This window comes from Sphingomonas chungangi (assembly GCF_013778325.1).
Taxonomy (GTDB): Bacteria; Pseudomonadota; Alphaproteobacteria; order Sphingomonadales; family Sphingomonadaceae; genus Solisphingomonas; species Solisphingomonas chungangi.
Genome location: NZ_JACEIB010000006.1, coordinates 441,953 through 455,820 on the forward strand (window position 1 = coordinate 441,953; position 13,868 = coordinate 455,820).

The following is a 13,868-nucleotide window of genomic DNA, read 5'->3' on the forward strand; positions in this document are numbered from 1 at the left end:
GTAATCAGCCCGACAAACACGAGGCCGATCAGAGGATCGCCTCGATCAGGCCGAGTTCGAGCGCCTCGTTCGCCTCGACGTACCAGTTTTCCGGCGCGCGCCGCATCACCTCGTCCAAGGTCACCTGCGAGCCGTTGACCAGGTTTGCGAAACCCTCGTTCTGAATGGCTATCGAGGCCTCGATCTCGTTCAGCGCCGCCTTAAGTACGGGGATGCAGGTCGTGAGGGGGCCGGATATCTCGAGGGTCTTGGTGAGCAGGCGCTCGTGGATCATCAGGCGCGTTCCGCGGGTGAGGTAACGGTTCTCCCGGGCGAAGAAACCCATAAGGGTGGTGCCGGCCGAGTAGATCGCCGCTTTTCCCAGGAAGACGAAGCGACGCCTGGGTTCGATCTCGGAATGGAAGCGGATGTCTTCGCCCATCATCCGCGCCACCTCGGGGTCGCCGCCCAAGGTCGAAAGCTCCACGGTGACCAGCCCCTCGGTCGGCGCGTTCGCGAGCTGGCTCCGGAAGCTTTGATACATCTGGTAGTCGACGCTGCCATGGAGAAGGATGGACGGAGCATCGAAATCGGCGGCCGACAGGTTTGAACTCACGGGCGATCTCCTTCGTTTCGATTGTCGCCGCCAGAACCCGGGCCGTCCTACAGCGTTCCCAGCGAAACCAGGCGGACTCGAAAATCGCGCTAACCAAGATCAGTCTTGGTTCGCGGAGCGCCGTCGGACGGAACGAAGGTGCATCGCCGACGCTTGCGCGGAAGCGCAAAGAGGATGTCATGGAAGAAGCGAACGACAACATCGTCGACCCCAAGGACGCAGCGGAGTCTGTCGGCCTGTCCTATGTTAGTGACGAAACGCCGGGGATCACGAGGCGAAAGGCCGGCAGGGGGTGGAGCTATCGCGACCCGAAGGGCAGGATCCTGAAGGACCGCGATACAATAGAGCGGATCGACAAACTCGCCATACCGCCAGCCTATACCGCTGTATGGATATGCCCCGATCCCAACGGCCATCTGCAGGCGACGGGTCGCGATGCGCGCGGACGCAAGCAATATCGATATCACGCACGGTTTCGGGAAGTGAGGGACGGCACGAAGTACGAGCACATGATCGCATTTGCGCAGTCGCTGCCGACGATCAGGCGGGCGGTTGCAGAGCATATGGCGATGCGGGGTCTGCCAAGAGAGAAGGTGCTGGCGACTGTCGTGCACCTCCTTGAGACCACCATGATCCGGGTGGGCAATGCCGACTATGCGAAACAGAACAAGAGTTACGGCCTCACCACGCTGGCCAATCGCCACGTCCGTATCGACGGGACCGAACTCAGATTCAGGTTCAAGGGGAAAAGCGGCAAAGAGTGGAATCTGAAGATCCGCGACCGCAGGGTGGCCCGCATCGTGCGACAGAGCCAGGAACTTCCGGGGCAGCAACTTTTCCAATATATCGACGAAGACGGGGAGCGGAAGGGCGTCACATCCGGTGACGTCAACGAATATCTCAAGACGATTTCCGGCACCGCCATCACCGCCAAGGACTTCAGGACCTGGACGGGCACCGTCCTCGCGGCGCTCGCGCTGGCGGAACTCGAGCGGTTCGACAGCAAGGCCGCCGCGAAGCGGAACGTGCGAACAGCGATCGAGCAGGTGGCGGCGCGGCTCGGCAACACACCGACGGTCTGCCGGAAGTGCTACATCCATCCCGAGATCATCGAAAGCTACCTCGCCGATGCCCTCGTGCTGGAGGTCAAGCAAGAGGTGGAGAGAGAGCTTGCCGAGGATGTCGAGGGACTTCGGCCGGAGGAGGCACTCGTCCTGGCCTTCCTTCAGCAACGACTTGCAAGGAAGGCTGACGCGATCCAAGCCGACGCAGCCTGAAGAAGTTCACCATCGATCCCGGCGGATGCGTGTGGCTATGGTGAGCTTTCGCCCTTCTGCAGGCTGCAATCCCGCGACGATAAGTTCCATTAATCGTTGTATTCCATACGCGGAAGGACAAGCTTTCGGCCTCGTCCAAGCCTTGCATGAGTATCAATCGATGAAGGGGATACGCGCGCCGATCGCGGCCAGAGCCGCCTGATAGTCAACAATACCCTCCGCTTTCCAAGGCACGCTCGCCGTTGCGGCCGCTGACCAGTCGCGTTCTCCTCTCATTGCCTCGAAGCGGTGGAAAATGAAGCCGTAATCGACGTCATCCCTGGCCGAGAACCTGCTTGCTATCCGCTCCAGTGTCCGTCGAATGCCTTGTTCCGACGCACCGCAGATACCTCCCATCTCCATCTCCTGCCAAAAAATTTCGAACGCTTGCTTTCCACCCTTGTGCCAGGCGTCGAGCTCAGATCATCAAACCTGCGGTCGCCTTCGCGCTGCCGACCACGCCCGGTATGCCCGCTCCCGGATGGGTGCCCGCCCCGACGAAGAAAAGGTTTGGGATATGGTCGTCCCGGTTGTGGGCCCGGAACCAAGCACTCTGGGTCAGTCTCGGCTCGAGGCTGAACGCGCTCCCGACATGCGCTCCAAGATCAGCCTCGAAGTCTCGCGGAGTGTAGTGGAAGCACGTGTGGAGCCGGTTGAACAGATCGGGGATCAGCCGATCGCGGACACGACCGAGCACGATCTCCCGATATCTCGCGCCAAGGTCGTCCCAGTCAGCCGCCAGGTGACCGAGGTGCGGAACCGGGGCGAGGGCGTAGAAGGTCGAATGGCCGGGGGGCGCCATGTCGGGATCGGTCGCGCTCGGATGATGCAGGTAGATCGAAGGATCGTCGGGGAGCGTCGCGCGATCGTAGATGTCGGCGACGAGTTCGCCATATCGATCCGAGAAAAGGATCGAATGGTGCGCGATCTGCGGAAAGTCGCCCCTCAATCCGAAATGCACCACGAACAGGCTGGGCGAGAAACGCTTGCGACGGAGCGATGATGCCCGTCTTCGACCGTAATCGCTGCCCTTGAGCATGTCATATGTCTGGACGAGGTCGCCGTTCGACGCGACCATTCCGGCTTCATGCCGCTGGCCAGACGAGGTTTCGACGCCCGTGACACGACCGTCCTGCGATAGAATGCGCGCGACCTTCTGGGAGAGCTCGACGCGCCCTCCAAGGCGCTCGAACAGGGCGACCATTCCATTCACAAGCGCGTTCGTGCCGCCACGCGCGAACCAGACGCCATCCTTTTGCTCGAGACGGTGGATCAGCGCGTAGATGCTGCTCGTTCTCATCGGGCTGCCGCCGACCAGCAAGGTGTGGAAGGAGAGCGCCTGGCGAAGCCTGTCGTCCCTGACATAGCTCGAAACGACGTCGTAGACGGAGCGCCAGGCCCGATGTCGGGCGAGGGCAGGGGCAGCCTTCATCATCGCGCCGAAGTTCAGGAACGGCACCGAGCCGAGCTTCACATACCCCTCCTCGTACACCGCGCTCGAATAAGCGAGGAAGCGCCGATACCCTTCCAGCTCTCCCGGATCGATCGCGGATATCTCCGCTTCAAGGGCGTCGTGATCGTTGCCGTAGTCGAAGCGCGTTCCGTCGTTCCACAGCAGCCGGTAGAACGGTGTCACCGGAACAAGATCGACATCGCGCGCCATGTCCTGGCCGGACAGTTGCCACAGCTCCTGCAAGCATGCCGGATCGGTTATCACGGTTGGGCCAGCGTCGAAGGTGTAGCCGTCGCGCCTCCAGACATAGGCGCGACCTCCGGGCTGATCCCGACCCTCCAGAACAAGAGTAGCAATGCCTGCCGACTGAAGCCTGATGGCCAGGGCTAGTCCTCCGAGCCCGGCCCCTATGACGATCGCTGATCTGCCGTGCGGCATCGAACTCTCCTGGTTTGTCGCCTTCAATGCCGCCAGGGGCCCGATTTTGTCCCGCCGACCTGATCATACTCGCGTCCCGCCGATGCCGGCCATCGTCCGATCGCCGGGCTTACTCCAACCGCCGCCCACGTCGCGCGGCAGAGGAACAGAGAATTACCAATCGCGTTTAGAACATAACACGAACAAAGGTAAGGTGCCATGGCTGGACAGTTTCACAATCCGAAGCTCGACGAGCATCCCGGCTCGAACGCGGAGAAGGATCCGAAGGATTGGGTCTCGGGCGAAGAGCCCATGACGGGCGCCCAGGCATCCTATCTGACCACCCTGAGCGAAGAGGCGGGGGCGGCGCCGCCGGACATCGGTTTGACCAAGGCTGAGGCGTCCCAACGTATCGATGCCCTCAAGTCGGATCTTGGACGGGATTGACCGTCGTTCGGAGACGCCTCAGGTGCCCGGCGATCGAACGCCGGGCGCTGCCCAAATTTCCCGCGCGATCCGGTCTATGCCGAACCGACCACCCCATGTGGTGACGGGATATGTCGTCAACGGGACTGGGGTGCCTCAGCCAGATGTCATTGATACCCGCCTTCCTTGCGCTCCTTGGCCGCCTTCCGCTGGGCTTCGAGATTGTCCTCGTCTTCGTTTTCGGCCGAGACCTCCGGTTTCTCCTCGAGCGTCTCGGGCGATCCGTTGTCGCGATCCTTCCGGATCTCGTCTACGTCGTGATCGAAGCCGGGCTCTTCGCCCTGCGCGGTGTCCTTCATCGTCATATGCTGATTCCTCTATCCTTCTGCGGCCCTGTTGTTTGGCGGGGAAGGCGGCTGCGCAGAACCTGCGCTCATCTCGGTCCATCTCTCTCCGTGCTGACTCAGCAACGGTCCTAACCGGCCGCCGGCGAGAATGTCTGTCAATGTTTGGACCCGCGCAGGCTGTTGAGAACTGCGACGGCCGTCACGCCGAGAAACGCGGCGCTGGTCCACGGTCGCGCCTTGGCGAAGCCTTTCACCTTGTCCGCGATCGGCGCATCACCGGAGAAATGCTCGTGGATCGCATCGGTGAGGGCGGTCTTGGAGTTCGAGATCGGCGTGTCGGACATGGTCGTCTCCGGATTGCTCGCTTGAGGCGGATCATCTGAAACGCACGTCCTTCCCGTCTGTGCCGGACCCGCGTGATGGTGCCGATGCGTGGTTCACGCGTTGGAGGGCCGTATGGGAGACATTGCATGAAACTCTATTACTCGCCTGGCGCCTGCAGTCTGTCGGATCACATCGCGCTCCACGAGGCCGGCTTGTCGTTCGATCACGAGAAGGTCGATCTGAAAGCCAAGACAACACAAAGCGGCGCCGACTATCTGTCGATCAACCCGAAGGGCTACGTGCCGGCGCTCACCCTCGATGATGGCGAAACGCTGACCGAGAACGTCGCGATCCTGGACTGGATCTCGCATCAGGACGGCGCCCTCAAGCCATCTGGAGCTATGGGCCATACCCATCATCTCCAGACGCTTGCCTTCATCTCCACCGAAATCCACAAGAGCTTCAAACCGTTCTTCACGGGAGCCGGCGACGAGGATAAAAGGAAGGCGAAGGACATGATCCTCAAGCGTCTCGGGTATTTGTCGGACGCGATGGCCGGTGACTACCTGTTTGGTGATCAGGTCAGTGCGGCCGACTGCTACCTCTTCGTGATGCTGCTCTGGTCCCAGAAGAATGGGATCGATGTGCCGGACAGGCTGTCCGCCTATCGTGATCGGATGATGGCCCGACCCGCCGTACATAAGGCGATGGCGCATGAGGGGCTCTTCTGAGCGGTTCACCGCTCCGGTCAGGGTCATCCTATCGGGGCTCGATCACGTCTCTCGATCGTCGGTTTCGCACATGTGAGCTGTGTCTTAAGAGCCATGAGGCCGATCGCCGCCGGGCATGGGACCGAGTGTTCGCGTCACGCGCCGAGGAGCAAGCGTCTCAACGCGGTCGAGCACACCTCGCTGGAACCTTGGAACGGCTTTTCCGGTTGAGCGCGTTCGATTGTCACGATTTCTCAGCGGACGGAGCGGATGGCGAATAGCGAGCCGGGCAGGCGGAACAGCGCCGACGCGCAACGGATCGAAGCAGAGGTATTGGGTCTCGACAGTGGTACCGATCCATTCGTCGCGGCGGTGCGCGCAACGCGCATGCCGATGATCATCACCAATCCGCGCCTGCACGACAATCCCGTCGTCTTCGCCAACGACTCCTTCTGCAGGCTGACCGGCTACGAGCGGGACGAGATCCTTGGGCGCAATTGCCGGTTCCTCCAAGGCGACGAAACCGATCCCGTAACCGTGCGCGCCATCCGCGATGCGGTGGTTGCCATGCGCCCGATCGAGATCGACATCCGCAACCATCGAAAGTCTGGCGAGCCGTTCTGGAACCGGCTGCTGCTGGCGCCGGTGTTCGATGAAGACGGCAAGCTTGCCTATTTTTTCGCCAGTCAGGTCGACGTCACGCTGGAGCGCGAGCGGCTGGAGGGCCTGGAGAATTCCAATGCCGCGCTCATGGCGGAGATCACGAACCGCCTCCAGCGTCAGAACGAACAGGAGCGCGAACTGGACTTCGCGCTGCGCGCGGGCCGGTTCGGAACCTGGAGCATCAATTTCGAGACAGGCGAGCTTGCGTCGTCGCCGGCATGCCGGGCGTTGTTCGGGGTTGATCCGCAGCGGACGTTCACCTTCGAGGACCGGATCGCCGCTATTCATCCCGACGATCGTGAGACCAATGTCGACGCCATCGAGCGGACCAGGCGCGAGGGGGTCGATTTCGACCAGACCTACCGGATTGTCACGCCCGCGGGCGAGATCCGGTGGCTCACCTCTCGTGGCCAGCCGTTTCTGACCGCCGATGGCAAGCCGCTCCGGCTTGCCGGCGTATCGTCGGACGTTACCGAGCAACGACGGGCCGAACGCATGCGCATGGCCCTGATCGAATTGAGCGACGTGGTCCGCGACGTGGAGGATCCCGCCGATATTTCATTCGAAGCAGCCAGGATCATTGGCGAGGCGCTCGAGGTCAGTCGGGCAGGCTATGGCCTCATCGACCCCCGGCGTGAAACGATCACCATCGAACGCGACTGGAACGCCGATGGTGTTTCTTCGCTCGCGGGTGTTTTGCAATTCCGGGATTATGGCAGCTACATCGATGATCTGAAGCGTGGCGAGGACGTGATCATCCCGGACGCCAGGCTTGATCCTCGCACGCAGGACGATGCCGGCGCGTTGGAAGCGATCAGCGCCCGGGCGGTCGTCAACATGCCGCTGACCGAACATGGCGGGCTCGTCGCGTTGCTCTACCTCAACCACGCCGCCGCCCGCGAGTGGCCCGAGGACGAGCTTGCCTTTATCCGTGAGGTGGCTGAGCGGACCCGGGTTGCCACCGAGCGGCGTCGCGCCGAGATCGACCTCGCCGAGCTTGCGGCATCGCTCGAGCGGCAGGTCGAGGAAAGGACCAAGGATCTGCTGGCGGCGGAAGAAGCGCTCCGACAGTCCCAGAAGATGGAGGCGGTTGGCCAACTCACCGGCGGCCTCGCCCACGATTTCAATAATCTGCTCACGGGCATCACGGGCAGTTTGGAAATGATTCAGATGCGCTTCGCGCAAGGACGGGGCGCGGACGTCGATCGCTATGTCCAGGCGGCTCAGGGCGCAGCCCGCAGAGCGGCGTCGCTGACGCATCGCCTGCTCGCTTTCTCGCGGCGACAGACACTGGCGCCAAGGCCGACCAATGCGAAGGACCTGGTCAATGGCATGACCGACTTGATCGAGCGGACCGTTGGTCCGTCGATACAATTGGAGGTCGTGAATGCCGCCGGGCTATGGCCTGTCTTGGTCGATCCGAGCCAGCTCGAGAATGCTCTCCTCAATCTTTGCATCAACGCCCGCGACGCCATGCCCGATGGCGGGACGATCACGATCGAGACCGGGAATCGCTGGCTCGACCGGCGAGCCGCCGCCGAGCGCGACATGGAGCCGGGTCAATATGTTTCGCTCTGTGTATCCGACACCGGCACGGGCATGAGCAAGGAGACCATATCGAAAGCCTTCGACCCCTTCTTCACGACGAAGCCGATCGGAATGGGCACGGGCCTCGGCCTTTCGATGATCTATGGCTTCACACGGCAGTCCGGCGGTCAGACCCGGATCTATTCGGAGCTCGGACAGGGATCGATGGTCTGCCTCTATCTGCCGCGCCATATCGGCGAGGCGGAGGACGCTGCTTCACCCGAGGCGGAGCCCGCGCCGATGCCTCAGGCGCGCGATGGCGAGACCGTTCTCGTGGTGGACGACGAACCCACGGTCCGGATGCTCGTTACGGATATCCTGGAAGGCCTTGGCTATGCGGCCCTGGAGGCGGGGGATGGCGCGTCCGGGCTCAAGATACTAGAGTCCGACAAGCGTGTGGACCTGCTCATCACCGATGTCGGACTGCCGGGCGGCATGAATGGACGGCAGCTTGCGGATGCGGCGCGCACACGCCGTCCCGACCTCAAGATCCTTTTCATCACCGGCTATGCCGAGAATGCCGTGCTGAGCCATGGACATCTCGCGCCTGGCATGCACGTTCTTACCAAGCCCTTCTCCATGGACGCGATGGCCCAGCGGATCACAGAACTTCTCGATCACCACCGGTGAGCGGTCGGAGATCCGGGCGCCGGCGGCTGAGTGTTTAACGGATCACGATCATCGGGACGACGGCGATCAGCATGACGGCCGTCGCGACCCATCCCACGCGGTACAGCCGCTGCCCGATCACGAACTTGCCCATCGCTCTGCGCCGGCGCGCGACCAACATCATCCCGGCCATGATCGGGACCGCGACGACGCCGTTCACAACGGCGCTCCAGAACAGGGCCTTGATCGGATCGAGCGACGACCAGTCGATCGCGATCCCCAGGAGGGTCGCGCATCCGATCACGCTGTAGAAGCCGACCGCTTCCCAGGGCTTGTGCTCAAGGCCGCATTTCCAGCCTCGGCTCTCTCCGATCGCATAGGCCGCAGAGCCGGCCAGGACCGGCACCGCCAGCAATCCCGTGCCCACGATGCCGAGCGCGAACAGCAGGAAGGCGAACCGGCCCGCAACGGGCTGAAGCGCCTTGGCCGCATCCGCGGCTGTGGCAATGGCGGTGGTCCCCTGCGCGTGCAGTGTCGCGGCCGTGCCGAGCATGATCGCAAGCGCGACGATGTTCGAGACCGCCATCCCGGCGAAGGTGTCGAGCTTCATTCGCCGGAATTCCCGACGCGCTTGCCAGGGGGCATCGACAAGAGGTTCAGCCGAATCGTCCTGCCTGACTTCCTCAACCTCCTGCGCGCTCTGCCAGAAAAACAGATATGGGCTGATTGTCGTGCCCAGGATCGCCACCACAGTCACGACGGCGTCCTTGCTCGTGACGCGGGGGACAACCAGACCGAGCAGCGCGTCGCGCCAGTCGATCGTCACCATGAAGATGAGGGCGACATAGGCGAGCAGGCACAGCGTGATCCACTTTAGAACCGCGGCATAGCGGCGGTAGGGGAGGAAGAGCTGCAACAGGAGCGAGACAAGGGCGAACCCTATCGTCAGCCAGTGTGAATCCACGCCGAGCACGAGCTCGCCTGCGCTTCCCATCGCGGCGATGTCGGCACCGATGTTGATCGTGTTCGCGACGAAGAGAAGTACGACCAATATGCTCACCAGTCCTTTCGGAAGCAGGTCGCCCATGTTCTTGGCGAGACCGCATCCCGTCACCCGGCCGATATGGGCGCTGATGAGCTGGACCGCCGACATGAGCGGGTAGGTCAGGACCATCGTCCAGAGCAGGCTGAAGCCGAACTGGGCGCCCGCCTGGGAATAGGTCGCGATACCGCTCGGATCGTCATCGGCCGCGCCGGTCACCAGACCAGGTCCGAGCTGCTCGAACAGTGCAATGGACCGAAGGCGGGTTCCAAGTTTCATCGGGATCGAAGCTCTAGTGTCTGTGATTGAGCGGGAAAGCAGCGCCGCGACGGATGTCGCGGCGCTGTCCATTCTCATTCGCCCGTCGTGACATTGCCCTTGAAATCGAGACCGACATGGACGGTCGCGCCGTCTTTCTGCGCCATTCCGCGCCAGACGCCGTCCTTGTCCTTCTTCAGGCGCGACACCTGCGTGTAACCGGACTTGGCGATATGCGCGCGGGCCTGCTTCTCCGTGACGCTGTTCGCGCCGCGCGACACGGTCCCATCATCGACCGTGTGTGCGGTCTTGATCGCCGCATTGGGCTTGGCGCCGGTCTGCGCCTGTGCCGGCACTGCGATCAACAGGCCGAGACAGAGGGGAATGATCGATTTCATCGCATTGTCCTTTCAGATGCCGGATCAGGGGCGCTGGAAGCGAAGCCGTTCGGCTTCGATCTCGGATGCCGTATATCCCGGTGCATTCTCGTCGAAGCGTTCCCAGCCCTCCGCTTCATAGGCCTGGCGGCGATCGATCAGATTGACGCTCCGGTCATCGCTGAGGATAGCGCGCGCGGTGGGCACCAACGGTTCGTCCACCTTCGCGGTCACCAATGTGCCGCCGCGCCGGACGCCCTCGGCGTAGACGTGAGCATCTTGCTCCGGCACGCCAGCATTTGTGAGCGCTCCGACGAGTCCACCCGCGGCTGCGCCCACGAGCGCACCGCCGGCCACGCCCACTGCTGTCGCCACCAGCCATCCGGCGGCGACGACAGGCCCAATGCCGGGAATGGCGATAAGCCCGAGACCGGCAAGAAGACCTCCGACACCGCCGACGGCCGCGCCGATCCCGGCGCCCGCGCCGGCATCCTGGGCAGCCGGGTCGAGTTGGGTGTGGTGTTCGCCGCGCGTGTCGTTGGCCACGATGCTGATGTCGCGGTGGGCCACGCCCGCCGCCTCGAGATCCTGGACCGCGCGACGGGCATCGTCATAACGGTCGAACAGGCCAGTGAGTGTCTGGGTCATATCATCTCTCCTGCCGGAGCAAGGCTCCGGCTTGTCATTGCGTCATGGGCTTGTTCAGCGTGCCGTCCCGCGGACGACGAGGTGGTAGAGGACGAGAACGACGACGGCGCCGACGACCGCGACGAGCAGGCTGTAGAGGTTGAGACCGGTGACGCCGGCCGCGCCGAACTGGTTGAACAGGAAGCCGCCCACCACGGCTCCGATCACGCCGAGCACGATGTCGAGCAGGACGCCTTCGCCGGTCCGATTGACGATCTTGCTGCCGACGAAGCCGGCGATCAGACCAAGGATGATCCATGCGAGAACAGACATACGTCTTCTCCTGATGCTCCGAACGAGGTTTCGGATGCAGGAAAGCTAGGGGCGCCCGCCCAGATGCCAAAGATGCAGCGACACCCAATCGCTTGGTGCATCGGCACCTATTCGTGGCCGGGATCACTCCCCAAATGATGCCCGCGATCCCGCGCCCAGATGATCGCCTCCGCACGGCTGTGCGCGTCGATCTTGGCGTAGAGGCGGGCAACGTGATTGCGAACGGTGTTGCGCTTGAGGCCGAGCGCATCGGCGATGGCCTCGTCGCTTTTGCCCTGCGTGATAAGGATCAGGACCTCGCGCTCGCGCCGGGTGAGTTCGACGCTCGACACCGCCGAACCCATGGGCGCCACAGGGGTTCGCAACGCAGCGAGGCGATCCATGATCTTCTGGCTGAGCCAGCTTGAATCCTGCATCGCGCCTTCGATGGCGGCGATGAGGTCGAGTTCTGTGCGCTTGCGATCGCTGATGTCCTGAAACGCGCTCAGGATGCAATATTGGCCGTTGATGGTGACGGTCTCGGCAGAAGCGAGGCAGGTGAGCAGCGAACCGTCCCGGGTCTTGAGGTTCAGTTCGTAGCCTCGGAAAGCGCCGGCCTCGGCGACGCGCTCCTCGATCTCGCGCCGCACCTTGCCGCTTTCGAAGAGCTCGATATCCGCCGGCCTGCGGCCGACAACCGATTCGTAACCCCAATCGGTCAAGGCGAGGAAGGCGTGGTTGACGTTGAGAATGCGCTGACCTTCGAGGCTGGTGAGAAGCATCGGCACCGGAGCGAAGCGAAAGGCGGTCGCGAAGCGCTCCTCGCTCTGTCTCAGCGCCTGCTCCGCACGCCGTCGCGGCTCGAGGTCGGCGAAGGTGAAGATCATGCACTGCTCGTTGTTCGGCATCTCGGCAGGGTGACCCGCCAGCAGGACGAGCTTCGTGGCACCTGAAGGCAAGGGTAGTTCCGCCTCCATCTGGGGAATGGTTTCGCCGGCCTTGAGCAAAGACTTGGCTTGATCGCGCCGCTCCGCCTCGGCGAGGATGTCGAGCTCGTAGAGGGTATGGCCGATGATCTGGTCGCGATCCCACCCCGAAAGTTCGAGGAAGCCCTCATTGACACGCACATAGCGCAGATCGTCGAGCCGCACGATCAGGGCCGGCGCGGGGTTGGCGTTGAACATGCTTTCAAAGCGCTCTTCCGCCTCGAAGGTCTCCGTCGCATCCGCGATGACGAGGATGCGGAAGGCGGGGCCATCATCCTGCCGATCGAGTATCAGACCGCGCTCGCGATGGATCCAGTCCGGCTCCGACATGCCCCGTCTGCGCACCTCGACCACGACATCGTGAAAGCTTTCGCCTCGGGCCAGACGCGCCATAGGTGTCGCTTTTCGCTCGAGCTCTCGACCATCGCGAAAACGAAGATCGAACCGGCGGTCATAGTCCTTGGCCGATACGCCGAGATCAGCGATCGTCTCGCAACCATGCATGGTCAGGGCTGCGGGATTGGCAAAAAGGATCCTGCCGTCTTCCGCCAGGATGATGATGCCATCGCTGACGGCAGCGAGAATGTCGCGGAGCAACTCGTGGCTGTCGGCAACCGGAACTGGCTCTTGATCTGCTTTCGTCATGCTCGTCGCCAACCGTCTCGCCTCGCCGCTCGAATCCGATCCGCAGGGGGCGGACTGGTTCAACATGCGCGCTGCGATTTCGGTCCGTATGAGGACTCCTCCCGTCGAAGACTCCCGAGCCTTGCGGAATGCCTTTTGAGGGGCCTGAGGGGAGCGAGTTCGTCGAGAGTGCGTTCGGCAGGTCCGGCCAGGGAGCACTTTCGATGTTCAGCGAAGAAGACGAGCGATGGATGCATACCGCGATCGAGGCGGCCACCGAGCGCGGCCGCGATCCGAGCCTTTCGCCGATCGGGGCGGTCATCGTCCTCAAAGGCCGCGCGATTGCCGTCGAGCGCAATCGCACCGAGGAACTGTGCGACGCGACGGCTCATGCGGAGATGATGGCGTTTCGCAAGGCCGGGGTGGCGGTCGGCGACATGGAACTGCGCAATGCGGTGCTCTACTCGACGCTGCAACCCTGCGGCATGTGCACTATGGCCTCGATCTGGTCGAAGGTCGGTCGCATCGTCTACGGCGCCGGCCGCGACGACGTGCACCAGATGTATTTCGAAGACCGCAACTTCGACACGATGAATTTCGTGGCGGACGCCTACCGGGACGATCTCGTCCTGGAAGGGGGATGTCTTAGAAAAGAATGCGCGGCACTCTATTACGGGCCGGACGATGACGTGCCGAAGGAGGAACAGGGTAACATCTAACCCGGGTCAGAAGATGGCAAAGAGCGCCACGCCGGCGATCATGAGCAGCGCACCGACGATCCTCCCGATCCCGGCGGAATGCTGGGTAAAGCCCAGGAGGCCGAAATGGTCCAGTGCGACCGAAGCGACGGTCGATGCGGTCACCGTCAAACCGATGAACAGTGCCGCGCCAAGACTTTCCGCCGTATAGATCATCGCGGTGACGAAGCCGAAGCCGAGCAATCCGCCCGTCCAGCCCCACCAGGGTATGGAGAAGATTTGTCCTCCGCCCGGCCATCGCTCGCCAACCGCCAACGCGGCGACCAACGACGCGGCGAGCGTGGTTATGGCAATCAGTGCCAGCGACAGAAAAGGGGCGTCTAGCCCCTTTCGCAGCGCGGTGTTGGTGCCGGCTTCAAACGCGTTAAGCGTGCCTGCGATGAGCGCGATCAGGACGAAAAGCGCGCTCATGCGACAGGCTTCGAGCATAGGCGGGG

16 protein-coding genes are annotated in these 13,868 nt (G+C 62.8%); 5 read left to right on the plus strand and 11 right to left on the minus strand.

Translation table 11 applies throughout. The features are described 5' to 3' along the window. Window positions 1–28 precede the first annotated feature (28 nt). Window positions 29–595, minus strand: a complete 567-nt coding sequence (locus HZF05_RS10435; protein WP_160365990.1) for an ATP-dependent Clp protease proteolytic subunit — start codon at window positions 593–595, stop codon at window positions 29–31. 179 nt (window positions 596–774) lie between these two features. On the opposite strand from HZF05_RS10435, the gene HZF05_RS10440 reads away from it, so the two are divergent. Further along, window positions 775–1,872, plus strand: a complete 1,098-nt coding sequence (locus HZF05_RS10440; protein WP_160365991.1) for a DNA topoisomerase IB — start codon at window positions 775–777, stop codon at window positions 1,870–1,872. 153 nt (window positions 1,873–2,025) lie between these two features. Here HZF05_RS10440 and HZF05_RS10445 read toward each other — a convergent pair whose 3' ends face one another. Together HZF05_RS10445 and HZF05_RS10450 are read right to left on the minus strand one after the other, a co-directional pair. Next, complete coding sequence (locus tag HZF05_RS10445; protein WP_160365992.1) at window positions 2,026–2,268, minus strand: hypothetical protein; 243 nt, start codon at window positions 2,266–2,268, stop codon at window positions 2,026–2,028. Window positions 2,269–2,329: 61 nt separating this feature from the next. Then, the gene (locus HZF05_RS10450; RefSeq protein WP_160365993.1) at window positions 2,330–3,802 is read right to left on the minus strand and encodes a phytoene desaturase; all 1,473 of its coding nucleotides are present in this window, start codon (window positions 3,800–3,802) and stop codon (window positions 2,330–2,332) included. Window positions 3,803–4,000: 198 nt separating this feature from the next. On the opposite strand from HZF05_RS10450, the gene HZF05_RS10455 reads away from it, so the two are divergent. Next, complete coding sequence (locus HZF05_RS10455; RefSeq protein ID WP_160365994.1) at window positions 4,001–4,228, plus strand: DUF3072 domain-containing protein; 228 nt, start codon at window positions 4,001–4,003, stop codon at window positions 4,226–4,228. Window positions 4,229–4,374: 146 nt separating this feature from the next. On the opposite strand, the gene HZF05_RS10460 is transcribed toward HZF05_RS10455, so the two are convergent. Continuing rightward, entirely contained in the window at window positions 4,375–4,572 is a 198-nt protein-coding gene (locus HZF05_RS10460) for a hypothetical protein (RefSeq protein WP_160365995.1), read from the minus strand. 137 nt (window positions 4,573–4,709) lie between these two features. Further along, entirely contained in the window at window positions 4,710–4,898 is a 189-nt protein-coding gene (locus HZF05_RS10465) for a hypothetical protein (RefSeq protein ID WP_160365996.1), read from the minus strand. Window positions 4,899–5,024: 126 nt separating this feature from the next. Here HZF05_RS10465 and HZF05_RS10470 point away from each other — a divergent pair, with 126 nt between their 5' ends. Together HZF05_RS10470 and HZF05_RS10475 are read left to right on the plus strand one after the other, a co-directional pair. Beyond that, complete coding sequence (locus HZF05_RS10470) at window positions 5,025–5,609, plus strand: glutathione binding-like protein (protein ID WP_160365997.1); 585 nt, start codon at window positions 5,025–5,027, stop codon at window positions 5,607–5,609. A gap of 249 nt (window positions 5,610–5,858) precedes the next feature. Continuing rightward, window positions 5,859–8,468 (plus strand): PAS domain-containing protein, encoded by a 2,610-nt coding sequence (locus HZF05_RS10475; protein ID WP_160365998.1) that lies wholly within the window; start codon window positions 5,859–5,861, stop codon window positions 8,466–8,468. Window positions 8,469–8,502: 34 nt separating this feature from the next. Here HZF05_RS10475 and HZF05_RS10480 read toward each other — a convergent pair whose 3' ends face one another. The 5 genes from HZF05_RS10480 to HZF05_RS10500 all read right to left on the minus strand — a co-directional run bounded on the left by HZF05_RS10480 (window position 8,503) and on the right by HZF05_RS10500 (window position 12,694). Then, a complete protein-coding gene (locus tag HZF05_RS10480; protein ID WP_246331865.1) occupies window positions 8,503–9,840 on the minus strand; it encodes an NRAMP family divalent metal transporter in 1,338 nt (445 codons plus the stop codon). Between the two features lie 2 nt (window positions 9,841–9,842). Next, entirely contained in the window at window positions 9,843–10,145 is a 303-nt protein-coding gene (locus HZF05_RS10485) for a hypothetical protein (protein WP_160365999.1), read from the minus strand. 24 nt (window positions 10,146–10,169) lie between these two features. Further along, complete coding sequence (locus HZF05_RS10490; protein ID WP_160366000.1) at window positions 10,170–10,772, minus strand: general stress protein; 603 nt, start codon at window positions 10,770–10,772, stop codon at window positions 10,170–10,172. Window positions 10,773–10,826: 54 nt separating this feature from the next. Then, window positions 10,827–11,084 (minus strand): GlsB/YeaQ/YmgE family stress response membrane protein, encoded by a 258-nt coding sequence (locus tag HZF05_RS10495; RefSeq protein ID WP_160366001.1) that lies wholly within the window; start codon window positions 11,082–11,084, stop codon window positions 10,827–10,829. Between the two features lie 107 nt (window positions 11,085–11,191). Continuing rightward, complete coding sequence (locus HZF05_RS10500; RefSeq protein WP_160366002.1) at window positions 11,192–12,694, minus strand: PAS domain S-box protein; 1,503 nt, start codon at window positions 12,692–12,694, stop codon at window positions 11,192–11,194. Window positions 12,695–12,897: 203 nt separating this feature from the next. Between HZF05_RS10500 and HZF05_RS10505 the strand changes: the two genes are divergently transcribed. Further along, window positions 12,898–13,392: a nucleoside deaminase gene (locus HZF05_RS10505; RefSeq protein WP_160366003.1), complete on the plus strand. Its 495-nt coding sequence runs from the start codon at window positions 12,898–12,900 to the stop codon at window positions 13,390–13,392. A 6-nt stretch (window positions 13,393–13,398) separates the two neighbouring features. Here the strand turns inward: HZF05_RS10505 and HZF05_RS10510 are convergent, their stop codons facing one another. Next, window positions 13,399–13,842, minus strand: a complete 444-nt coding sequence (locus HZF05_RS10510; RefSeq protein WP_160366004.1) for a DMT family transporter — start codon at window positions 13,840–13,842, stop codon at window positions 13,399–13,401. Between the last annotated feature and the right edge of the window lie 26 nt (window positions 13,843–13,868).

Excerpts from the sequence above, each read along its gene's own strand:
- HZF05_RS10510 (WP_160366004.1), bottom strand. The coding sequence starts at position 13,842 with ATGAGCGCGCTTTTCGTCCTGATCGCGCTCATCGCAGGCACGCTTAAC.
- HZF05_RS10465 (WP_160365996.1), bottom strand. The coding sequence starts at position 4,898 with ATGTCCGACACGCCGATCTCGAACTCCAAGACCGCCCTCACCGATGCG.
- HZF05_RS10485 (WP_160365999.1), bottom strand. The coding sequence starts at position 10,145 with ATGAAATCGATCATTCCCCTCTGTCTCGGCCTGTTGATCGCAGTGCCG.
- HZF05_RS10495 (WP_160366001.1), bottom strand. The coding sequence starts at position 11,084 with ATGTCTGTTCTCGCATGGATCATCCTTGGTCTGATCGCCGGCTTCGTC.
- HZF05_RS10450 (WP_160365993.1), bottom strand. The coding sequence starts at position 3,802 with ATGCCGCACGGCAGATCAGCGATCGTCATAGGGGCCGGGCTCGGAGGA.
- HZF05_RS10500 (WP_160366002.1), bottom strand. The coding sequence starts at position 12,694 with ATGACGAAAGCAGATCAAGAGCCAGTTCCGGTTGCCGACAGCCACGAG.
- HZF05_RS10490 (WP_160366000.1), bottom strand. The coding sequence starts at position 10,772 with ATGACCCAGACACTCACTGGCCTGTTCGACCGTTATGACGATGCCCGT.
- HZF05_RS10460 (WP_160365995.1), bottom strand. The coding sequence starts at position 4,572 with ATGACGATGAAGGACACCGCGCAGGGCGAAGAGCCCGGCTTCGATCAC.
- HZF05_RS10480 (WP_246331865.1), bottom strand. The coding sequence starts at position 9,840 with ATGGACAGCGCCGCGACATCCGTCGCGGCGCTGCTTTCCCGCTCAATC.
- HZF05_RS10445 (WP_160365992.1), bottom strand. The coding sequence starts at position 2,268 with ATGGGAGGTATCTGCGGTGCGTCGGAACAAGGCATTCGACGGACACTG.
- HZF05_RS10470 (WP_160365997.1), top strand. The coding sequence starts at position 5,025 with ATGAAACTCTATTACTCGCCTGGCGCCTGCAGTCTGTCGGATCACATC.
- HZF05_RS10455 (WP_160365994.1), top strand. The coding sequence starts at position 4,001 with ATGGCTGGACAGTTTCACAATCCGAAGCTCGACGAGCATCCCGGCTCG.
- HZF05_RS10505 (WP_160366003.1), top strand. The coding sequence starts at position 12,898 with ATGTTCAGCGAAGAAGACGAGCGATGGATGCATACCGCGATCGAGGCG.
- HZF05_RS10440 (WP_160365991.1), top strand. The coding sequence starts at position 775 with ATGGAAGAAGCGAACGACAACATCGTCGACCCCAAGGACGCAGCGGAG.
- HZF05_RS10475 (WP_160365998.1), top strand. The coding sequence starts at position 5,859 with ATGGCGAATAGCGAGCCGGGCAGGCGGAACAGCGCCGACGCGCAACGG.